The sequence below is a fragment of the Neorhizobium petrolearium genome (assembly GCF_017873175.1).
In the GTDB taxonomy this organism is placed as follows: Bacteria; Pseudomonadota; Alphaproteobacteria; order Rhizobiales; family Rhizobiaceae; genus Neorhizobium; species Neorhizobium petrolearium.
Window position 1 is genome coordinate 370,593 of record NZ_JAGGJW010000002.1, and the last position, 21,186, is coordinate 391,778.

A 21,186-nucleotide genomic window follows, 5' to 3' on the forward strand; every position below is an offset into this window, starting at 1 on the left:
CCTCCCTTTGTCGTTACTCTTTGACCCCGCCCAGCAAAATTCCCTTCGTGAAATACCTCTGCGCGTAGGGATAGATGATGAGGACGGGAATGATGGAGGCGACCATGATGGCTGAGGTCACCGTCTCGAACGAATACTGTGCCGTCAGTAGGCTGGAGGCGAACTCGTCGTTCGAGTTGAGATCGACGATCACGCGCTTCAGATAAACCTGCAGCGGAATCTTCTCCTCTCCGCGCAGAAGCACCATGGCCCAGAAGTAGCCGTTCCACCGTGAGACGATGCAAAAGAGCGCCACGGTTACGATCGCCGGCTTGGAAAGCGGGATAAAGACCTTCCACAACAACTGAAATTCGCTGGCGCCGTCCATCTTGGCCGCTTCCTCGAACGACTTCGGCACGGCCTCGAAGAAGTTGCGCAGCAGGATCACGTTGAAGGCATTGGCCGCAAAGCCGATGATGATGCCGAACCGGCTGTCGAGAAGACCCAGATCCCGCATATTGAGGAAGAACGGGATCATCCCGGCGTTGAACCAGAGCGTAAAGGCGATCGCAAGATTGAAAAAGGTACGGCCGCGCAGGCGCTTGCGTGACAGCGCATAGGCGCCGGGTATCATGATCGCCAAGCTCATCAGCGTGCCGCCGAAGGTGTAGATGAAGGTATTGCCGTAGGCGATCCAGAACATGCGGTCGGACAGGACGCGCTCATATGCCGCCAGTGTCATGTCCACCGGCCAGAGCGTAACGCGGCCCGCGGTGACGGCTGCTCCGGACGAAAGCGAAGCGGAGAGGATGTAAATGAAAGGATAAAGCGTCGACAGGACAAACAGACCGAGAAGAATGGCGTTGGCCCAGCCGAATATCCTGTCACCGCGGGAATAGAGGTTGAAACTGCTCATCTCAGGCCCTCACCAAAGCGACGTTGACGAGACTTTTCGGCTGATGCGGTTTGCCGAATAGACGAGGACGAAGGCAATCACTGCATTGAACAGCCCGGCTGCTGTCGCCAGATCGTATTGTGTCCCCTGCAGACCGGTCCGGTAAATAAAGGTCGAGACGACGTCGGAAGTCTCATAGGTCGGCGGCCGATAAAGCAGAATGATATATTCGAAGCCGACCTCGACCAGATTGCCGATGCGGATGATCAGCATGATGATGATCGTCGGAAGAATGCAGGGCAGCGTGATGCGCCACATCATCTGCCAACGCGAAGCGCCATCTACGCGCGCTGATTCATAAAGGGTCGGGCTGACACCGGCGATGGCGGCGAGATAAACGATCGATTCAAAGCCTGCTTCCTTCCATACGGATGAACTGATGAACACGGGCCGGAACCATTCAGGCTTCGTCAGGAAGTAGATGGGTTCGAAACCGAGGCGGGTCAGAAGCAGATTGACGACCCCTGTGGACGGCGACAGGAAATTGATGACAATGCCGGCGACGATCACGACCGAGATGAAGTGCGGCAGATAGACGATCGTCTGCGCCCAGCGCCTGGCGACGGCGTTTTGCACCTCATTGAACATCAGTGCGAGAATGATCGGTACAGGGAAGGCGAATATAAGCCCGAGCCCGCTGATGGTGATTGTATTCCAGAATGCCCTGATGAACATGTCGTTCTGGAACAGAGCCTCGAAATGGGCAAATCCGACCCAGGGACTACGCTCGATGCCGCGGAAGATCGAAAAATCCTTGAAGGCGATCAGAAGACCGTACATGGGTTTGTAGAGGAACAGCGCAAACCAGATGATCATCGGGGCCAGCAGCAGATAGAGTTGCCAATCCCGCTGCAGGTCCTCTGCGTGGGTGCGTAGCGCGTTACGAAATTTCTGCTTCATGATCTGCCCTCACGCTTCGGCTTTTAGCGTGCGACCGGTCGCAGCGTCGAAGATGTGAATGCGGGTACTATCGACACCCAGCCGGGAAACGGCATTCAGTTGGTGATTGGAATAAAGGGTTTCCTCCTTTGCGATAAACGACTGGCCGCCTGCCTTTCCGTGGAGGAGGGCTTCGGCCCCAAGCGGCTCGACCAATTCGATCGCACATTCGAGCACATCGGGAGCGTTGTCTGTTCTGACCGACATGATTTCGGGGCGGATCCCAAGCTTGATCGGCTGTCCATCCGTAGCGGCACGCGCGAAGACATCGGGAACGGCAAGACTTTGCCCGGACTGGCCGGCAAGCACGGCCTTCACCGCGCCATCCCGCTTGGCGATAAAGGCATCGAGCAGGTTCATCGGCGGAGATCCGATAAAGCCCGCGACGAAGGTGTTCGCCGGCTCGAGAAAGACCTCCATGGGCGACCCGACCTGCTCGATATTGCCGGAATTCATGATGACGATGCGATCGGCGAGCGTCATCGCTTCCACCTGATCGTGCGTCACGTAGATGCTGGTAGCCTTCATCCGCCGATGGAGTTGCTTGATCTCGGCGCGCATGTAGGTGCGCAGCTTGGCATCGAGGTTGGAAAGCGGCTCATCGAACAGAAAGACCTTCGGCTTGCGGACAATCGCTCGCCCCATGGCGACGCGCTGACGCTGGCCTCCTGACAAGTCGGCGGGTTTGCGAGACAGGTAGTCGGTCAGGCCCAGGATCTGTGCCGCTTCCGAAACCGCCTGGCTGATCACCTCACGGCGCTCTCCTCTCACACGCAGCCCGAAAGCAATGTTCTCCGCAACGCTGAGGTGGGGGTAAAGCGCATAGTTCTGGAACACCATCGCAACGTCGCGATCCTTCGGCGCGATCTTGTTGACCTCCCGGCCACCGATCGAGATCGTGCCTTCGGAGATGTCTTCCAATCCCGCCACCATGCGCAGCGTCGTGGACTTGCCGCACCCGGAAGGCCCGACGAGCACGACAAACTCTTCAGGCTGGATCGCCAGGTTGATACCGTGGACGACCTCGAAGGCGCCGTACCGTTTGATGACGTCACTGATCTGGACTGCAGACATAAAAGGCCCCTCCTCAAAAGCCTTGGATGGTCAAGCGATCGTATTGGAGCCTCTTGCGACCCGCTTCTTGGTGACGCGCGTGTTGACCTGTTCGATGTAAGCCCAGATCTTCGGGTTCTTGGACAGTTCGGCGATCTTGGATTCGAGCGATCCGAGATGACAGACAACAGCCTCCCGCGCCTGCTCGATGTCGCCAGACTCGATGCCAGCGACAATCTTCTCGTGCTCCTCGATCACCTTTTCAGTGCGGCGAACCGCGAATACGCGCTTGAGATGGCGCATCCGGTCCATCTCGCCCTTGGCCTGATTGACCACGCTCCATGCGCCGGGAAGGCGGGCCGCTGCGAAGATCGTTCGGTGGAATTCCTCGTCCAGCAAAAAGAAATCGGTGAACTGCTCGCCCTTTGCGGCAGCGCGCTGCTGAACCAGGCAGGTTTTCAAACGCGCGATGTCTTCAAAAGAATGCCGCTTGGTTGCCTCGATGACAGCGCCTTCCTCCAGCTTGAAGCGGATGAAGCAGGCCTCCATGTAGCGCTGCACGTCGATCGGGGCGATGTATGTACCTCCCTGCGGCACGACGATGACGAACCCCTCCTCCGCAAGCCGAATAATGGCTTCCCGCACGGGTGTCTTGCTGACATTCAGGAGTGTCGCGACCTCCTTTTCAGAAAGCGCGCGCCCCGGCAGAAGCTTCACCTCAACGATAAGCTTGCGCAGCAGAGCATGAATGCGATTAGTCATGTTGCCGCCAGGCGGCAACTCAAGGGGCGTAACGAGATCGGAGAGAGGTAGCGACGGGAATTCGACCGTATCCGACATATCAAATCCACAACTGAGATATTAGTTTCTGGCTTGATATCTTGGAGGTTCTCGACTGTCAATAGACTCCCATGGATGAGAAGTTGCCTGGGACAAGACTGGCGCCTTCCAATGCATGCGCATCATCGCGGCTTCGCATACGAGATGAGATGATCGGCCGGGGCCGGTCCGCAGCTTCGCCTGTTGCCAAAATTCGAACAGAGCAAGCGAAAGATAGCACTTTTCGGCAACACAAACGTTTGAGATATTTCGGAAAATTCCCGGCAGGATCGAGACTGCGATGGCCTACATCATTACCGAACCCTGCATCGACGTGAAGGACGGCGCCTGTACCGCAGCCTGTCCCGTCGACTGCATCTATGAGGGGGGGCGGATGTTTTACATCCACCCCGACGAATGCATCAACTGCGGCCTCTGTCTGTCGATCTGTCCGGTGGATGCCATCGCTTACGACGAAGAAGCGACAGAGGCGCAGAAGAGGTTCATTCCGGTCAATCGCGATTACTTTGGCCCCGGGATCACGGCACTCGGCTCTCCCGGTGGCTGGGACAAGAGCCGTACGACGGCCAAGGATCACCCGCTGGTTATGAGTGCATCGAAGACGGCAATCCGGTAGGCCGATTTTCAATCAGGCTGCTACGAGCAGCGCTTCGCGATCCCGAGACCATCAGGCCCGGGTTGGAGCCGAATGTGTCGGCAGCTTTAGCAATAGGCACGTGTCACCACATCAAGCTTGCGGCAGCGGTCTCTCTCGACGATGACGCGGTAGGTCCGCTTCCGCCGTCACCGTCTGATAACCTCCGCGATCTGTTCCGCAAATTTTTCGAGATCGGTGCTCATGGCCTCGATCACCGCCTCCGTGGCATGGGTGAGCTGCCTCTCTCGAGGTGCCACTATCCCGACCTCCATATTCTGCAGCCGGGAGCCGGCGATCGGGAGTGCCACCACTTCACCCGCATTCAGCTCCTTCAACAGGCCAAGAGGCGTGAAGAAGGCGACCCCTTCTCCCGAAAGAATCAGCGGCTTCAGCATCATCTGGTTGTTCGTCGCCACGAAGGTGCGCCCGACGCGGTCCAGTGCGGCAAGTTCCACGGCAATCATGGAACTCATCACCTCGTTATCGAGCTGCAGCAGCAGCTTGAATTGCGCACATTCCTGCAATGTCACGCTTTTTTGCCGGGCGAGCGGATGGTGACGCGCAACGATTGCCATCAGCGGCATGCGTACGCCGTATACGAGCTTGATATCGTGCGGTCGCGCCAGATCGAAGGTAACGCCGATATCGCAATCGCCATCGGCAACGAAATGAAAGATGTTGTTGAAGTTGTCCGCCCGGATGCGGAAGTCGACGGCCGGGTTCTTCTGATGGAAACCCACCACGAATTCCGGCAGGAACTGCACCGTGAGGCTATCGAGACAGGCGATATGCACCCGGCCCGTGCGCTTCCCCTGCAGGTCGCCGAGATCGGATTTCATGATCTCGTAGTGCTGCATTGTTTCCTTGGCATGCTTCAGGACCACCTTACCGGCGGCGGTCAGGCGCAGACCATCCGAAAAGCGCTCGAACAATGGAGTGCCGAGTTCGTCTTCAAGCTTACGGATTTGCCGGCTCACCGCCGAGGTCGCCACGTGCAACTCCTCGGACGCCTTCCGGATGGAGCCGGAGCGCGCGACTTCGATGAAATACTTCAGGATGCTGGCGTGCATGAATGTCCCCCAATATCCCGAAATTCATACCATGCTCATCGGCCTCGCCAAACCGGAGCGCGTTTTTCGCGGAAAGCCGCCACACCTTCCATGGCATCCTCGCTCTGGAGGGCGCGGACGAGTGCCGGGGTACGCAATCCCTGCGCTTCGGCAGGACTAAGGTGACCGGTGCGGTTCACCGTCTGCTTGATCGCTTTCAGGGAAAGAGGAGCGCAGGCGATAATCTCGCTCACCCAACGGTCCACGGCTGCATCGAGCTCTTCGTAGGGAACGATCTCGTTCACGATGCCGAAGCCATGCATCTCTGCTGCGGTGAACTGTCGACCGGTCAGCATCACCGCCATAGCCTGGTTATGGGCGATTTTCCGCTGCAGCAAAATCATCCCGCCGTCGAGCGGCATGCGCCCGACACGGGCTTCCGGCAGACCGAATTTCGCCGTATCCGCCGCGATCACGATGTCACAGCCGAGCACCATCTCGAAGCCGCCGCCGAGCGCATAACCATTGACGCGGGCGATTACCGGCACGTCGAGCGACCTGCGGAAGGCGAGGCCGCCGAATCCGTTCACCCGGCTTTCTGCCCAGTATTCGAGGCCGGTCTTCGTGCCACTGCCTTTAAGGTCGGCTCCAGTACAGAAGGCCTTGCTTCCACTGCCGGTCAGTACCACGCAGGAGATGTCATCGCGAGCTTCGATCTCGGTCCAGATGGCTTCGAGCTCCTGCTCGGTCGCCGCATCCACGGCATTCATTCGATCCGGACGATCAAGGGTAACGCGCGCCACCCGGTTCTCGACGGAAAATCCGACTGTCATGCCGCATCTCCGCGCTCGGCTTCGAGCGATGCAAGAATCTCGTCATTGTGCTGGCCGAGACCTGGCGGCGGGATGCGAACCGAAACCGGTGCTGCCGACATGTCGATCGGCGAGCCGATCAGCCGGATGGGACCGGCCGCCGTTTCACCTGCCTCCAGGATCATCTTGTTGATGATCGTCTGTTCATCCTCCAATGCCTCGGCAAGGTTGCGGACGGGGGCGCACAGAATATCCACCTCCTCCAGCCGCTTCAGCCAATGGGCGTTGCTGTTCTTCGCGAAATTCTCGCGAAAGATCGCCTGCAGTTCCGGTCGATGCTCCATCTGAGCGTCGAAATCCCTGTACCGCGGCTGCTGAGACAGGTCCTCGATATCGAGCGCGTTGCAGATGTCCTGAAGCGGATTCTGCTTGAAAGCGCCGACCATGACGATCGCGCCATCCGTGGTGTCGAACACGCCGGTTAACGGAAAGGCGCCCCAGTTGAGGTCCTTTTTGCGCATCATGTGCGCCGCACCTTCCTGCATCTGCATCGCCAGCATGGAATTATAGAGGCTAACGGCCACCTGCTGCCCTTCGCCGGTCTTTTCCCTGTGCAGGAGTGCAAGCAGGATGCCCTGGACGAGATGCATGCCGGCGGAGTAGTCGGCAAGCGGCGTCGCGTAGATGGAGGTCGGATGGCTGCTGTCGGATTTGCGCCGCATCACTCCCGAGAGCGCCTGGGCGAGGATATCCTGTCCACCCTTGTGCTGGTAGGGGCCGATTAGTCCGAAGCCGGTACCGACCGCATAGATCAACCGCTTGTTGATCTTCTTCAGATCACCGTAGCCGAAGCCCATCCGTTCCATGACGCCGGGACGGAAGTTGTTGACGACAACGTCCGCCTCCGCGATCAAGGCAAGCACGGCATCGCGCGCTTCCTTGAGTTTAAGGTCCAGAGCCAGGCTCTTCTTGTTGCGGTTTAGCGAGCAGAAGACCGGATTGTTGAGGCCATCCGGATCTGAACCGAGCGACCAGCGCGACAGGTCGCCGATCTTGGCTTTCTCGATCTTGATGACCTCGGCGCCGTAGTCGGCCAGCGTCTGCGTGCAGCAGGGACCGAGCATGACCTGCGTGAAATCGATCACGCGGACGCCGTCGAGTGGGAGAGGATTCATTCCGCAGCCTCCAGGAATGTTGCATTTTCGGACGGGATGTCGCCGGGATCGGCACCCTGCGCCCGCATCTGTTTCCGGATCGCGCGAATATCGGCTTTCCTGACGGTGGTTCCGGCATTGAGCGCCACTGTGGCGGCGACGCCCGCGGCCTCGCCCATGGCCATGCAAGGCGGGATTTCGCGGCTCGATTTTTGTGCCTGCGGCGTTGCCGAATAGTGACGCCCGGCGACGATGAGCTGATCGACTTCACGCGGCAGCATCGACCGGTAAGGCGTATAATAGTCGCGGCCACGGCAGACTGTGTCGGCAAAATGAACGCGGTTCATGACGTCGTCCTTCGTCACGACATATTCGCCCTCAAGCAGCCGCGTCTGGCGCACACCCGTCTGCGGCGCGAAATCCACCACATAGGCGTTTTCGAATCCCGGCATCGTTTCCCGGGCGAAATCGAGCAGCCGACCGATGCGGGCACGGCCTTCGAGTTCGGCCTTGGTGAGGTCCTCGGTCTTGAGACCGGAGAGGTTCGGCATATGGGGGCAGTTCAGCCAGACGACGCCGGGCAGCGGGGTCTTCAGCCACCAGAAGGACCAGCAACCGCCGATCAGGCGCTTGGCCTCATGGTCGATCTTCTTGAAGGCTTCGGGTTCTTCGAACTCAAAACGCTCGGCCGCATCCGTATCGACGCCGCCCCAGCGGGAGACGGTCGTCAGGATGAAGTTTGATTCCACATGCGAGGCGCCGGCAGAAGCGGCAACATCAAGGTCACCCGTCGTGTCGATGACGACATCGCCAAGGATCGCTTCCATGCCCGACTTGGTCTGGCAAATGACGCCCTTGATGGTCTTGCCTTCCATGATGGCGGAGGAGAACCAGCTATGGGCTCTGAGCTTCACGCCGGCTTCCGTCAGCACGTCATAGGAAGCGCGCTTGAAGCCGTCGGGGTCAAAGGCGGCGGAAAAGCAGATCGGGTGCGGCATGGACTGGGTGTGGAAGTCGAAGAGGCCCCAGCGCGCCCAGCGTCGCCAGGCTTCCGGTGTCTCGCGGATGTCGAGTTCGCGATCGCGACCGGTCGGCGTAACGCAGAGGTCCCATTTCTTCATCCGCTCGATCATCTCCATGCAGATGCCCTGCACGGTGACCTCAAGTCCGTTGATCATATCGTCAAGCACCAGCACCATGCCGCCGGCGGCAAGTCCGCCGACATAGGGGTAGCGTTCAAGCAGCGTCACCTTGGCACCGTTGCGGGCTGCGGAAACCGCCGCGGAAATGCCCGCAGGTCCCCCGCCGACGACCACCACATCGGAACGGTCGACCACTGCGACGTCGCGCGCCGCCTGAAGAATTGTCTGTTGCATTGGTTCAAACTCCCAGGGAACCGGATCAGAGGACGGTCGGGTTTAATGCGAGCCGGCCGGCTTCCAGCGGATCATCCGGGCCTCGATCACCGAGACGATGAAGAAGAGGACGACCGCAAGGGCCGCGGCGATCACGACGGTCGCGTAGAGCAGCGGTGAACGGAAATTATAGGTTGCCTCGATGATGACCGCCCCAAGCCCGAAGCTGGAGCCGATCCATTCGGCGACGATCGCCCCCATGACGCTGCTGGTCGCGGCGATCTTCAGAGCCGCAAACAGGAACGGCATGGAACTAGGCAGTCGCACTTTCCAGAGGATTTCGCTGTTGCTGGCCGAAAGCACTCGCATCAGGTCGAGCATGGCCGGGCTTGCGGATTTCAGGCCCTGCACCATGTTGACGAGCGTCGGGAAGAAGCAGATCAGCCCGGCGATGATGATTTTCGGCGCAAGTCCATTGCCGAAGATCAGCACGAGGATGGGCGCCAGCGCGATGATCGGGATCGCCTTGATGAAGACCGCGATCGGATAGAAGGCCTTTTCCGCCGTCGAGCTGTGTACGAACCAGATCGCCAGCAGGATCGCGACGAGATTGCCGAAGAAGAAGCCAAGCACCGCCTCGAGCAATGTCGGCAACATGTTCGTCCAGAGAATTCCGGCATTCTGCTGGAAAGCATAGGCGACATCGATCGGGCTCGGCGCCATGAAGGTCGGGATCTTGAAGACCCAGACAACCAACTGCCAGAGAACGATGAGGCCCATGGCAGCGGAAATCGCCGGCATGTGCCTGGCGAACACGCCCGCCGTGGCGTCGAGAAGCGCGATCTTGCGCTCCGTATCGACCCGGGATGAGACGACCTGGCTCATAGGCATTCCTCCAGGAGGCCACGCAGATGCGCGGTGACCTTGATGAACTCCACCGTGTCGCGCGCTGCGAGCGAACGGGGGAACGGCAGTTCCACCTTCATGAACTCCTTGACCCGACCGGGATGCGCCTGAAGCATCAGGACGTTCTGGCCGAGGAAAGCGGCTTCCGGAATGGAATGGGTGACGAACAGGATCGTCGTTCCCGTCTCCTGCCAGACGCGCAACAATTCCTCGTTCAACCGGTCGCGGGTGATCTCGTCGAGGGCACCGAACGGTTCGTCCATCAGGAGAATGCGCGGCCGGGTGATGAGCGCACGGGCGATCGCCACGCGCTGCCGCATGCCGCCGGAAAGCTCGTGAGGAAGCGCATTTTCGCGCCCCTTCAGACCGACCATGGCCAGTAGTTCATGCGGGTCCGCATGGTCGCCGGTTTGGGCGTGCTTGCCGACTTCCAGTGGCAGCCGCACATTGTCGAGCACGGTTCGCCAGGGCAAGAGGGTCGCATCCTGGAAGACGAAGGCGAAGTCACGACCTTCACGCGCTTCCTGCGGACTGCGGCCGAACACGGAAATCGATCCGTCGCTGATATGCACGAGATCAGCCACGCATCTCAGAAGCGTCGACTTCCCGCAGCCGGAAGGACCGAGCATGGTGACGAAGGCACCTTCCGGAATCTCCACGGAAACATCGGATAGTGCGGTGAATTCGTTGTTCCTGTCGCCGAACCGGACGGAGAGGTTCCGGATCGAAACCGCCGTGGCGGCCGGCTCGGTGCGTGGAACGTTCGGCTTCAACTGCGCCGCTCCCAACATTGCGATTACCCCACCTGTTTGCGGGCGTCGATGGTTGCTTCGAGGATGGAGAAGTTGACGACATCATCCACCGCCGGCACAGTGCCCTTGAACTGCTTGAGGTCGGCATAGGCCTTGATCTGCGCGGCCCAGTTCTCGCGCGTCATCGTGCCCCAGCCGGCGGCCTTGGTCGTGTCTCCGAAGGAGAAGTCGACGCAGGGGCCGACGGCCCGGAGCTCGCTCGGCTTGTCGAGGATCGGATAGGCCTCACAGAGATATTCCACAGCTTCCTCCTGATTTTCGCGGACAAAGCCCCACCCCTTGGCCGCAGCGCGGGTGAAGCGCTCCAGGACGTCGGAATGTTTGTCGATCTGATCGTCGGTCGTGTAGTAGACGTTGGCATAAAGCTGCAGGCCGCTGTCCCAAAGCATCATGTCTACGCGGTTGTCACCAAGCACGTCGAGCGCGTTGACGTTGGTAAGCCAGCCGGTGACCGCATCGGCTTGTCCGGTGAGAAGCTGGTTCATGTCCGAGCCCATGTTCACCATCTTCACCTGATCTTCGGCGATGCCATTCTTGGCAAGCAGGGCGCGCAGCAGGATAAAGGCCGTCGGCTGAGTGGCGATCGTTTTGCCGATCATGTCCTTCGGTTCGCGGATCGGCTTGGTCTTCAGCGAGAAATAAGTGAAGGGATGCTTCTGGTATCCGGACAGGAAGGCCTTGACGGGCATTCCCGCTGATCGCGCCAGCATGACCGAAGGGCTCGACGAAATCTGACCGATCGCGGACTGACCGGAAGCGACGCCGGCCACGCCGTCGACGCTTGGCCCGCCAGGCACGATTTCGAGCTCGACACCTTCCTCTTCGAAAAAACCTTTCTTTATTGCAGCGACCTCCCCCAGCAAGCCGTTCGAGGCGAGCCAGCCGAGCTGCATCCTGACTTTGGCCGTATCCTTGGCAAGGCCTGCCTTTATACCGATGAAGCTGGATGCTGCAGCAAGGCCGCCGATGGCGGCCGTTTGAGACATGAATCGCCGGCGATTCAGCATGAAATTGAACATAGTGTTCCCCTGTTTTGGCTCCGACACCGGAAGTGCCGGCTTGGCTGCGTCCGGTCTCTACCGCCGGATTGAACGCAGGATGGCTCAATGCTGCGTTCTAATAAAGAACAATATTTCGTATATCACGTTGCCGAAAAGGCAACGCAAGACCCGTTGTACGGAGGAGTCTGCCCCTCGACAGTTGCAGAACGCGTGCCTTGAGCTGCATTTGGCCCACGAGGATTATCTCAAGCATGAAATGTCGGAATCTCGTTTAGCCAGTCGTCTTCAAGACGGATAAGCTACGGAGAACACCAATGACTATTACCATTACCGCCTTTGAACGGTCGCCGGATCGCGGCAAGGGTCTGGCGCGTGACATGCGCGTTCGCTGGGCGCTCGAAGAAGTTGGCCAGCCTTACGACGTTCGCCTTCTTTCGTTCAAAGCGATGAAGGAACCCGCGCATCTCGCGCTTCATCCTTTCGGGCAGATTCCGACCTATGAAGAAGGCGATCTTGCCCTGTTCGAGTCAGGGGCGATCGTATTCCATATCGCGGAGCGCCATCCGGGCCTGCTGCCAGACGACGCGAATGCCCGTGCGCGTGCGATCACATGGATGTTTGCTGCGCTGGACACGGTGGAGCCGCCGATCTTCGATCACTCCCTCGCCAGGATCCTCGAACGTGACGAGCCTTGGTACGAGCAGCGCCTGCGTTTCCTCGAAGACAGTATCCGGAAACGGCTGGGCGGCCTTTCAAGCCGTCTTGGCGATGCCGACTGGCTCGATGGTGCATTCAGCGCCGGTGACCTGCTGATGGTGACGGTGCTGCGCAGGTTGCAGGGATCGGGCATGCTGGAGGAATATCCGAACCTCGCGGCGTACGTCGCCCGCGGCGAAACGCGCCCCGCTTACAAGCGTGCTTTCGATGCTCAGTTGGCGGCTTTCACCGCCGCATCGACCGGCTGATATAGATCCGTTCCGGACTCGAAGCCGGGTCTTTCGCTCAGTTTAGGAGGCCCGCTCCCTGGCAAATGGCCTTGCGCGGAGTAGCCTACGCGATTGGCACGTCAGGCCATTCGTGGCAACTTGTCATCCAAGGAAAGTTGCCAAGGAGCCGACGATGCCAGCCCTACCCACCCTGAATATCGTACCGTTCATCAGCGTCGAGAACATGATGGACCTTGTGCTGAATATCGGGATCGAGACATTCCTCGATGAATTGGCGGCTTATATCGAAGCTGACTTCCGCCGCTGGGAAGTCTTCGACAAGGTGCCGCGCATTGCCTCCCATTCACGCGAGGGCGTAATCGAGCTGATGCCGACCAGCGACGGCACGCTTTATGGGTTCAAGTATGTCAACGGCCATCCGAAGAACACGCGCACCGGCCGACAGACCGTGACGGCATTCGGTGTTCTCTCCGATGTCGATAGCGGCTATCCGCTCCTCATCTCGGAAATGACCATCCTGACAGCGCTGCGCACGGCAGCGACCTCGGCAATGGCCGCCAAATATCTTGCTCCGGAAAACGCCGACTGCATGGCGATTATCGGCAATGGCGCGCAGAGCGAATTCCAGGCGATCGCCTTCAAGGCGCTGCTCGGTATCAGAAAGTTGCGCCTCTATGACATCGACCCAAATGCCACGAAACGCTGCGCCAAAAACCTGCGAAACTTGGGATTCGAAATCCACGCCTGTCGATCGTCTGAAGAGGCTGTCGAAGGCGCCCATGTCATCACGACGGCAACAGCCGACAAGCAGAACGCCACCATCCTGACCGACAACATGGTTGGACCCGGTGTTCACATCAATGCCGTCGGCGGAGATTGCCCAGGCAAGACCGAGCTCCACCGGGACATTCTCCTGCGTTCGGATATCTTCGTCGAGTATCCGCCGCAAACGCGCATCGAAGGGGAAATCCAGCAGATGCCGGCGGATCATCCGGTCACCGAACTCTGGCAGGTCATCGCCGGCCTTGCACCCGGCCGGAAGAACGGCGCGCAGGTGACGCTTTTTGACAGTGTCGGCTTTGCGATCGAAGACTTTTCGGCACTGCGCTATGTCCGCGACAAGCTCTCCGGCACCAATCTCTATGAAAACCTCGACCTGCTCGCCGATCCGGACGAACCGCGCGACCTCTTTGGCATGCTCCTGCGCAGAAAAGCTCTAACCGCCACATCTCGGAAACCCGCATGAACTGAAGCAATTCTTCTCCGCGAGCATCCTGCGCAAGAAGCGCAATCAGATCGCCGGTCTTGACGTTACTCAGCCGGAGTATAGTGCGGCCAAAGCCTTCAAAGCTCTATGCAAGGAGACTCGCACCGCCACCTCGGTCATTTTCAGCCGGTCAGCGGTTTCGCGCACGGTCGATCCTTCAATCGAGATCGATTGCACGATTGTTCGTTGTGGGTCCTTCAACCGGTCCAGCACCCGTTCTATGTCGATGCGATCCGAGATGTTAACACGCTCATCGCTCTCGAGCGTTGCAATGACATCTTCCAGTGGGACGCTGGCCTGTCTTCCACGCCGGCGCATGCTATCGACAAGCTTGTTGTGCACGATTGCGGAAATCCATGGCCCGAGCGGCCGGGATGGATCCCATGTCCCTCGCTTCAGATGGATCGCCAGTAGCACTTCCTGAACCACGTCCTCGGCCTCACTTGTCGGTGCGCCAAACTGTTCACAACGCTTCCGCGCCATCATGCGCAGGTGTGGCGTGAGGGCAGTCAGCAGTTTTTGATAAGCACGGCTATCGCCCGCGATTGCCGACCGCATCCAGGCGGCCCATTCCATTTCACGCGCCTGGTTTCTCATCCGACATGTCCTTCTTCGGCGCGGCATATGGCTTGGTCCGGTCGTCTTTCACGTCGGGTTCGAGCAACGCGAAGATAGGTTTGATCAGACCTTCCATGAGGTCCCTCTCTGGCCGTGTTCGTGCGAGCACCCGAATGCCAAGAAGGGTGCACAAAAGAGTGCGGGCCATGTCAGGTGCAGTCTGGTACCGGCTGATCGTTCCATTTTCCTGTCCTGCCTGGAGACAGCGCTGGAAGAAAGCCTCCACTTGCAGCAGCACGTCGGCGACCACGCGCTGGAACTCTTCGTCGTGAGGCGCAACCTCGAGAGCCGAATTGACCAGCATGCATCCTTTCCGCCTCGTGTCGGTCAGTGAGCGGTCGATAATTTCAACAAAGAATGCATGAATAGCTTCACGTGGCTGTTTCTTTTCGAAACGCCCGACCCGAGCGATAAAACTCTGCTTCACGTAAAATTCCAGAGCCTTGCGATAAAGGGTCCGCTTGTCGCCGAACGCGTTGTAGATGCTGGCCGTGGTCAATCCCATCACTTGCGCCAGATCGCGGATCGAAGTTGCCTCGTATCCATGGTCCCAGAAGTGCTCGACGGCCAGCAAAAGCACCTTTTCATCATCGAATTCTCTCGGTCTGGCCATCTTTATCTCTCATGCCGCTGCTCGCGTTACCTTGCTGACGACAGCGGTGGCAGCAAGCAGCAGTCCTGGGGAGCGCTTCACTCTGCAGAGCGCGGAAGGCGGGTTTCGTTGCCCGCCTTCGCAACAATGTCAGCGATGACAGATTTGAGCTCTCCTCATCAACGAGGAAAGCTCACCCCTTATTTTCCTCGGTTCTTCCCGCTGACAATTTATCCTGGGTCTTGGTATTGAAGTCCTCGGCATCGTGACGCTCGTGCAATTGCTCGGAGAGGTCGCCGGAGAGGCGATTCACCATACGGCCACGCTTGACTGCCGGGCGGCTCAGGAGGAGATCGGCCCAGCGCAACACATTTTTATAGTCTTGAACCGACAGGAATTCGGCCGCACCGTATTGCCAGCCCTTGACCAGACCGCCATACCAGGGCAGCACGGCGATATCGGCAATGGTATATTCACTGCCACCCAGATATTCGCTTTCGGCCAGACGGCGATCGAGGACGTCGAGTTGACGCTTGACCTCCATGGCAAAGCGATCGATCGCATATTCGATCTTGATGGGCGCATAGGCATAGAAATGACCAAAGCCGCCGCCGAGATATGGTGCGCTCCCCATCTGCCAGAATAGCCAGGACAAGCACTCCGCGCGAGCCGGCTGCTCTATCGGAAGAAGTGCCCCGAATTTCTCGGCAAGATAGACGAGGATGGAACCGGACTCGAACACCCGCACCGGCTTTGGCCCGGACCGATCCAGCAATGCCGGAATCTTGGAGTTCGGATTGACCTTCACGAAACCGCTGCCGAACTGGTCGCCCTCGCCGATCTTGATCAGCCAGGCGTCGTATTCGGCGCCGGCGTGGCCGAGCGCAAGCAGCTCTTCCAGCATGATCGTTATCTTCTGTCCGTTCGGCGTGCCAAGCGAATAAAGCTGCAGCGGATGCCGGCCTACCGGCAATTCCTTTTCATGGGTCGGTCCGGCAGTCGGCCGATTGATGTTAGCGAACGCGCCGCCGCTTGGCTTGTTCCAGGTCCAGACTTTCGGGGGAACGTATTCGGGGGAATCTGCCATTTTTGTCTCCTGAGTTATTCCGCGACCTTTGTGCGGCCGGGAAATGGTGGATGGGAAGAGAGCGCACTTGGTTTGCTCGTCTCTGAGGTGTTTGAACGGACGATCCTTGCCGACTTCGCGGGCGCAAGCCGCGGCTGATCGCGCGTCGATGATCTCAAACAGTCGTTTCAGATGGGGGTTGTCGTGCAAGCGGTCATCGTGAAGCTCCGTTCTGGATGGCTCATATATTTGGGGTGCTGGTAGGAGAACGCATCTGGCGCTGGATCATCGGGGCCGATCGCTTCATTCCACGGCGAAGCTGGCATATCGTTTCTTGATTCTTGTCTTACAAACGGGCCACTCCACTGACGAAAACCGCGCGAGAACTCCGTGTAGCCATAGCGCAATGCCACTCCAGCCGCATGACAGCATTCCCTCACTTTGTCGTCTCCCGCCTTACTGCCATCGCTTGGCGGCAAGAGCGTCGCATTTTAACTCGATCGTTCTACAATGCAGCCCTGTTTGAATGTTGGCAACATACAATTCGATCGACAGTCTCAGCAAAAAGAAGGCCTGCTGCTGTAACGAACCGTATCATGCAACCGTAGTGGCTTTGTCGGACCTTACCCGACAGTGGGCTGCCGGACTAACCGCCGCTGCCTGTCCGTTGGTTCAGCAACTTGCAGTGGAAATCGTAAATGACGACATCGAACGATCAGAAGCCGGCCTGCCTTCAAGGCCTGCGCATCCTGGACATGTCGCGTATTCTTGCAGGGCCGACGGCAACGCAACTCCTGGCCGACCTCGGTGCGGATGTGATCAAAGTGGAGCGCCCCGGCCTCGGTGATGATACGCGCAGTTGGGGGCCGCCCTTTGTGGCGAACGCCGATGGGAGCGAAAGTGATCTGAGCGCCTATTTCCTCTCGGCTAACCGCAACAAGAGATCGATAGCGATCGACCTTGCGACGGACGATGGCGTCGCTTTGGTCAAGCGACTAGCCGCAATTTCCGATGTCGTTATCGAAAATTACAAGCCGGGCGACCTGGCGCGACGCGGTGTTGGTTACGACGATGTCCGCAAGTTCAAGCCGGATATCGTCTGGTGCGCAATTTCCGGGTTCGGGCAGAGCGGCCCCTACTCCGATCGAACCGGCTACGATTTCCTGATCCAGGCAATGGGCGGCATCATGAGCATAACCGGCGAAAGTGATGCTGCTGGCGGAAGGCCGGTCAAGGTTGGTCTCGGTATCGCCGATGTCATGTGCGGCATGTACGCAACAGTCGGCATCCTCGCTGCACTTCGCCATCGTGACCACACCGGGGAAGGTCAATACATCGATCTCGCGCTTTACGACACACAGGTCGCCTGGCTCATCAACGCTGCGACGAATTACCTGGCTTCAGACAAGGTGCCGAGCCGGATCGGTAACCGGCATCCGAACATCGCACCCTACCAAACCTTTGCGACAGCAAAGGGCGAGATCGCTATTGCTGTCGGCAACGATCAGCAATTCGCCAGATTTGCCGCAGTCATTGGCTCGCCGGCGCTTGCCCAAGATGAACGTTTCCACCGCAATCGCGATCGAGTGATGAACATCGATGCCCTTGATGCGCTGGTGACCGAGGCGCTGCGCAATGACACGGCGGAAAATTGGGAGCGGCGTCTCATAGCAGCGGGGATTCCCGCCGGACGTGTCGCAACGATCAGTCAGGTTCTTTCTGATCCGCACACGATCGCACGCGACATGGTAATACGCATGCCCACAGATGATGGCCAGTTGCTAAGGCTTCTAGGCAACCCATTGAAGATGTCCGCTACGCCCGTCAGGTTCCACCGTGCACCGCCTCATTTGGATCAGCATCGCGAGGACGTTCTTCGCGAGATCGTAGCTATCGAGGACGCCCAAAGAAGTGATGGCGCCAGATGATCCACTCCGCCGTCCCTTGAGGTAGAAGAGTTGGCAATACCACAGCACTCGCCTCTGCTACCAAGACAAAAGTCCAGCTCGGCGATTACGCCCTTCCGATGCGGCGGTACCGAAAGTCGTCTGCGTTGGAGGAAGGGAGTGAGTTGGCCTCCCCGATCAGCATCGCCATGCGGTTATGGAGGGGAGATTTGACACAGGCAGGATCAGTCGCGGCAGCATCGCCCGCAATCGCCATGGCCTGACATCGGCAGCCGCCCCAGTCGATCTCTCGCCGGTCGCAGCTTCTGCAGGGTTCCAGCATCCAGTCGTCGCCGCGGAAAGCATTAAAAGCCGGAGAATTGAGCCAGATATCCGTCAGGCTTCGTTCTCCGAACCGCTCGAAATGCAAGGTCGGGATGGTCGCGGCCGCGTGACATGGAAGGACCATGCCATCCGGCGCAATCATGAATGCATCGCGTGCCCAGCCGCCCATGCAGGGTTTCGGATAGATTGCAAAATAATCGGGCGCGACGAAATCAATGGCCAGAATTCCCTGCAACCGCGACTGAGCCTCCTCGACGATCTCGACCTGACGTTCCACCGCCTCGCGGTCGGGCATGAGGGTATTGCGGTTCAGAAGAGCCCAGCCTGCGTATTGCACGTTGGCGATCTCCAACCGCTGCGCGCGGAGGGAAAGCGCGAGATCGATGAAAGCCGGTACTTCCTCGATGTTGTGCCGATGGATGGGCGCGTTGATCGTGAGCGGCAGGCCGAGTTCCACGACCCGCCTTGCAGTCTCGAGCTTTTTCTCCTGTGCGCCACGGTTGTTGCCGATTTTCTCCGTCGTCGGCGCGCGGGCACCCTGAATACTCAACTGCACGTGATCGAGACCGGCGTCACATAGCCTCTCCATTCGACCCTCGGCGATGCCGACACCGGCAGTGATGAGATTGGTGTAGACCCCGCGCCGCGCCAGACAGCTTATAAACTGCTCGAGATCCGGCCTGAGCGTCGGCTCTCCCCCGGACAAATGGATCTGCAGAACCCCGAGATCGGCCGCCTCTTCAAAGAGAGCAAGCCATGCGTCTGTCGAAAGCTCCTTGTCAGCCTTCAACAGTTCGAGCGGGTTGGAACAGTAGACGCATTGCAACGGACAGCGATGCGTCAGCTCAGCCAGAATGCCGATCGGAGGCAGAGGTGCATCACTCATAGGGTCACCAGAAATCTGTCTGACCATTCCTGCAGGAACTGTTCGACATCGGGTGCGATATCTTCGCGAGCTCCATCATACTGGCCGGCGAGCTCGTCGACGATTTGCGAAACCGTGCGCTGGCCGTCGCACAGCCTGAGTATATCAAGGCTGACCTCATCCGGCCAGAAAACCCTTTCTGGCGAAAGCAGCGCCCAGGCACCGCGAACCGGATCATACTGCAGCCTTACGTAGTGCCTCAGGCGAGGTCGCGCTTCTCCGGACAGAATGACACGCTGACGGCGGGCCTCCATCAGATCGCCTCCGGCACAAAGGCGCCCGGCGGAATACTGCCTCCGCCTCCATAGGCGTAGTCCAGGGCATCCAGCATCGCCCACAAGATATCGCATTTGAAAATGAGGGCGTTGACGACGTCCTGCTGCTTTTCCGGATCGGTCGCATGCTTCAGAACATAGGCGAGCGCGAAATCGGAATCCCGCGGTGCCTGCGTCAGCCTCGGCATGAAATAGGCGAGCGTATCTTCGGTTACGTAGCTGTATTTCGCCAGCATGGCCGGAACGCGCTCGCCGATGATCACCGGAGAAAACAACTCCGTCAACGAGGACGCGACGGCTTCCAGCAGGCTGCGATTGGTACAGAAAGACAGATACGCTCCAACAGCGAAGCGAGTGGCGGGCAGGGCAAATCGCTCGCTCTTCACCGTCTCCTCGTCGAGCCCTAGCCCGGTCGCCAGCTTGACCCAACGGGCGATGCCGCCATCCCAGCCAGTCGTTCCGTCGTGATCTTCGATCCTGCGGCGCCATTCGACGCGAAATTCCGGGTCTTCCGCCCGGGCGATGATCGTCGCATCCTTGCGCGGGATCATCGCCTGATAGCAGTACCGGTTGAGCGCCCATGCCTGAAGCTCGGCCTTGGTCAAGGCGCCCGCCGTCATCCTGTGATGGTAGGGATGCCTGTTGTGGTATCGCTCAGCCCCGATCTGACGAAGTACCTCTTCGAGCGCGCCCGGCGTCAATCCATTGCGCGCCGCGTCTGCAAAATCGCTCATAGGCTGATCTCCATCCCGTCATAGCCGATCTCCCAGCCCTCTGCCCTCACGGCTGCCGTTTCGGGTGAATTTTCGCCGAGGATCGGATTGGTATTGTTGATGTGAACATAGATGCGGCGCTCCAGTGCGACATCGGCAAGCAGAGCCATGGACCCATCAGGGCCGCCGATGTGCAGATGTCCCATGCGCCGGCCGGTTTTGGCACCGACGCCGGCCCTCAACATCTCGTCATCCGCGTAGACCGTGCCGTCGAAGAGCAGGCATGTCGCAGCGGCAATTCTCTCTTTCAGATCGGCGTCGATAGCTGCACAGCCAGGGACATATAACGCCGAGGACTCACGACCCTCCTGCCAAATGCGAACTCCCACCGTGTCGCCCTCCTGCGTGCCGAAACCATCTTCCGCCTTGCTGGCATCCTCCAAAAACAGAGCCACCTTACCGAGAACCGGAAACGCCTCGACCACAATGGATGTCGGCTTGCCCTGCCAATCGGCAATCGGCGTCGGGATATTCAGCAGAAGCTCGCGGCGCTCGACCAGTTCACTGTCGAGAACATTAAAAATGCTGTTTTCCGCGAGTACGCGTAGAACCCGCGCGGTTGCATAAATGACGAAGCGATGCCGCTCGCGCAGGCTCAAGAGTCCGGCAATGTGATCGACGTCCGCATTCGTCAGGATAACGGCTTGGATAGGCGAAGCACGAAGGGGGCCATCTTCCCTCGGCTGCAGCTCGGGAGTTGCCGCAATTTGCTCGCGAATATCCGGAGATGCATTGAAGAGAACCCAGTCCTTGTCATCAGCGGAGACACCCAGACTCGATTGCGTCCGAGGTCGAAAACCGTCTTCGCCATTGCGGACAGAACGGCTCAGCCGGTAGTTGCAGTTCCACTGGGGAAATCCCCCTCCTGCCGCGGAGCCGAGAATCTTCAGCCGCATGTGACAATGCTTCCTTCCGACGGCAGCCGCTCCATGCGTGAACGCCACATGGAGCGGTAAATGCTCTTACTTCTTGGCCTTGAGGTCGGCGGAATAATAGCGTG

Annotated in this window: 22 protein-coding genes; 4 read left to right on the top strand and 18 right to left on the bottom strand. The window is 59.0% G+C overall.

Features of this window, described 5'->3' with window-relative positions; translation table 11 throughout:
* Positions 1-13: 13 nt before the first annotated feature.
* The 4 genes from J2046_RS05610 to J2046_RS05625 are packed head-to-tail and all read right to left on the bottom strand — an operon-like array spanning position 14 to position 3,766.
* On the bottom strand, positions 14-895 hold the full coding sequence (locus J2046_RS05610) for a carbohydrate ABC transporter permease (protein ID WP_210050153.1): 882 nt from the start codon (positions 893-895) through the stop codon (positions 14-16).
* A 9-nt stretch (positions 896-904) separates the two neighbouring features.
* Entirely contained in the window at positions 905-1,834 is a 930-nt protein-coding gene (locus J2046_RS05615) for an ABC transporter permease (RefSeq protein WP_210050154.1), read from the bottom strand.
* Positions 1,835-1,843: 9 nt separating this feature from the next.
* The gene (locus tag J2046_RS05620; protein WP_210050155.1) at positions 1,844-2,947 is read right to left on the bottom strand and encodes an ABC transporter ATP-binding protein; all 1,104 of its coding nucleotides are present in this window, start codon (positions 2,945-2,947) and stop codon (positions 1,844-1,846) included.
* 30 nt (positions 2,948-2,977) lie between these two features.
* Positions 2,978-3,766, bottom strand: a complete 789-nt coding sequence (locus J2046_RS05625) for a GntR family transcriptional regulator (RefSeq protein WP_210050156.1) — start codon at positions 3,764-3,766, stop codon at positions 2,978-2,980.
* Between the two features lie 280 nt (positions 3,767-4,046).
* Between J2046_RS05625 and fdxA the strand changes: the two genes are divergently transcribed.
* Positions 4,047-4,382, top strand: coding sequence for a ferredoxin (gene fdxA / locus J2046_RS05630; RefSeq protein ID WP_210050157.1), 336 nt, complete (start codon positions 4,047-4,049; stop codon positions 4,380-4,382).
* A gap of 167 nt (positions 4,383-4,549) precedes the next feature.
* Here fdxA and J2046_RS05635 read toward each other — a convergent pair whose 3' ends face one another.
* Genes J2046_RS05635 through J2046_RS05665 form a run of 7 tightly spaced genes read right to left on the bottom strand, consistent with a single transcriptional unit; the run spans position 4,550 to position 11,510 of the window.
* Complete coding sequence (locus J2046_RS05635) at positions 4,550-5,473, bottom strand: LysR family transcriptional regulator (protein ID WP_210050158.1); 924 nt, start codon at positions 5,471-5,473, stop codon at positions 4,550-4,552.
* Positions 5,474-5,508: 35 nt separating this feature from the next.
* On the bottom strand, positions 5,509-6,285 hold the full coding sequence (locus J2046_RS05640) for an enoyl-CoA hydratase-related protein (protein ID WP_210050159.1): 777 nt from the start codon (positions 6,283-6,285) through the stop codon (positions 5,509-5,511).
* The gene (locus J2046_RS05645) at positions 6,282-7,439 is read right to left on the bottom strand and encodes a CaiB/BaiF CoA transferase family protein (protein WP_210050160.1); all 1,158 of its coding nucleotides are present in this window, start codon (positions 7,437-7,439) and stop codon (positions 6,282-6,284) included. The genes J2046_RS05640 and J2046_RS05645 overlap by 4 nt, the downstream gene beginning before the upstream one ends.
* The gene (locus tag J2046_RS05650) at positions 7,436-8,794 is read right to left on the bottom strand and encodes an FAD-dependent oxidoreductase (RefSeq protein ID WP_210050161.1); all 1,359 of its coding nucleotides are present in this window, start codon (positions 8,792-8,794) and stop codon (positions 7,436-7,438) included. The genes J2046_RS05645 and J2046_RS05650 overlap by 4 nt, the downstream gene beginning before the upstream one ends.
* 42 nt (positions 8,795-8,836) lie before the next feature.
* The gene (locus tag J2046_RS05655; protein WP_210050162.1) at positions 8,837-9,658 is read right to left on the bottom strand and encodes an ABC transporter permease; all 822 of its coding nucleotides are present in this window, start codon (positions 9,656-9,658) and stop codon (positions 8,837-8,839) included.
* Positions 9,655-10,470: an ABC transporter ATP-binding protein gene (locus J2046_RS05660; RefSeq protein ID WP_037153111.1), complete on the bottom strand. Its 816-nt coding sequence runs from the start codon at positions 10,468-10,470 to the stop codon at positions 9,655-9,657. The genes J2046_RS05655 and J2046_RS05660 overlap by 4 nt, the downstream gene beginning before the upstream one ends.
* A 5-nt stretch (positions 10,471-10,475) precedes the next feature.
* Entirely contained in the window at positions 10,476-11,510 is a 1,035-nt protein-coding gene (locus J2046_RS05665) for an ABC transporter substrate-binding protein (RefSeq protein ID WP_210050163.1), read from the bottom strand.
* Between the two features lie 296 nt (positions 11,511-11,806).
* Here J2046_RS05665 and J2046_RS05670 point away from each other — a divergent pair, with 296 nt between their 5' ends.
* Both J2046_RS05670 and J2046_RS05675 read left to right on the top strand, forming a co-directional pair.
* On the top strand, positions 11,807-12,457 hold the full coding sequence (locus tag J2046_RS05670) for a glutathione S-transferase family protein (protein ID WP_210050165.1): 651 nt from the start codon (positions 11,807-11,809) through the stop codon (positions 12,455-12,457).
* Positions 12,458-12,611: 154 nt separating this feature from the next.
* Complete coding sequence (locus J2046_RS05675; protein WP_210050166.1) at positions 12,612-13,685, top strand: ornithine cyclodeaminase; 1,074 nt, start codon at positions 12,612-12,614, stop codon at positions 13,683-13,685.
* Positions 13,686-13,754: 69 nt separating this feature from the next.
* Here J2046_RS05675 and J2046_RS05680 read toward each other — a convergent pair whose 3' ends face one another.
* The 3 genes from J2046_RS05680 to yghU all read right to left on the bottom strand — a co-directional run bounded on the left by J2046_RS05680 (position 13,755) and on the right by yghU (position 16,003).
* Positions 13,755-14,303 (bottom strand): sigma-70 family RNA polymerase sigma factor, encoded by a 549-nt coding sequence (locus J2046_RS05680; RefSeq protein WP_210050168.1) that lies wholly within the window; start codon positions 14,301-14,303, stop codon positions 13,755-13,757.
* The gene (locus J2046_RS05685) at positions 14,284-14,937 is read right to left on the bottom strand and encodes a TetR/AcrR family transcriptional regulator (RefSeq protein WP_210050169.1); all 654 of its coding nucleotides are present in this window, start codon (positions 14,935-14,937) and stop codon (positions 14,284-14,286) included. Before J2046_RS05685 ends, J2046_RS05680 begins: the two co-directional genes overlap by 20 nt.
* Before the next feature lie 172 nt (positions 14,938-15,109).
* Positions 15,110-16,003: a glutathione-dependent disulfide-bond oxidoreductase gene (gene yghU, locus J2046_RS05690; protein ID WP_210050171.1), complete on the bottom strand. Its 894-nt coding sequence runs from the start codon at positions 16,001-16,003 to the stop codon at positions 15,110-15,112.
* 677 nt (positions 16,004-16,680) lie between these two features.
* Between yghU and J2046_RS05695 the strand changes: the two genes are divergently transcribed.
* Positions 16,681-17,910 (top strand): CaiB/BaiF CoA transferase family protein, encoded by a 1,230-nt coding sequence (locus J2046_RS05695; RefSeq protein ID WP_210050172.1) that lies wholly within the window; start codon positions 16,681-16,683, stop codon positions 17,908-17,910.
* Between the two features lie 85 nt (positions 17,911-17,995).
* Here the strand turns inward: J2046_RS05695 and pqqE are convergent, their stop codons facing one another.
* Genes pqqE through pqqB form a run of 4 tightly spaced genes read right to left on the bottom strand, consistent with a single transcriptional unit; the run spans position 17,996 to position 21,082 of the window.
* Positions 17,996-19,099, bottom strand: coding sequence for a pyrroloquinoline quinone biosynthesis protein PqqE (pqqE, locus tag J2046_RS05700; protein WP_210050174.1), 1,104 nt, complete (start codon positions 19,097-19,099; stop codon positions 17,996-17,998).
* Entirely contained in the window at positions 19,096-19,392 is a 297-nt protein-coding gene (gene pqqD / locus J2046_RS05705) for a pyrroloquinoline quinone biosynthesis peptide chaperone PqqD (protein WP_210050176.1), read from the bottom strand. Before pqqD ends, pqqE begins: the two co-directional genes overlap by 4 nt.
* Positions 19,392-20,147, bottom strand: coding sequence for a pyrroloquinoline-quinone synthase PqqC (pqqC, locus tag J2046_RS05710; protein ID WP_210050177.1), 756 nt, complete (start codon positions 20,145-20,147; stop codon positions 19,392-19,394). Before pqqC ends, pqqD begins: the two co-directional genes overlap by 1 nt.
* Positions 20,144-21,082, bottom strand: a complete 939-nt coding sequence (gene pqqB / locus J2046_RS05715; protein ID WP_210050179.1) for a pyrroloquinoline quinone biosynthesis protein PqqB — start codon at positions 21,080-21,082, stop codon at positions 20,144-20,146. The genes pqqC and pqqB overlap by 4 nt, the downstream gene beginning before the upstream one ends.
* Positions 21,083-21,186 lie beyond the last annotated feature (104 nt).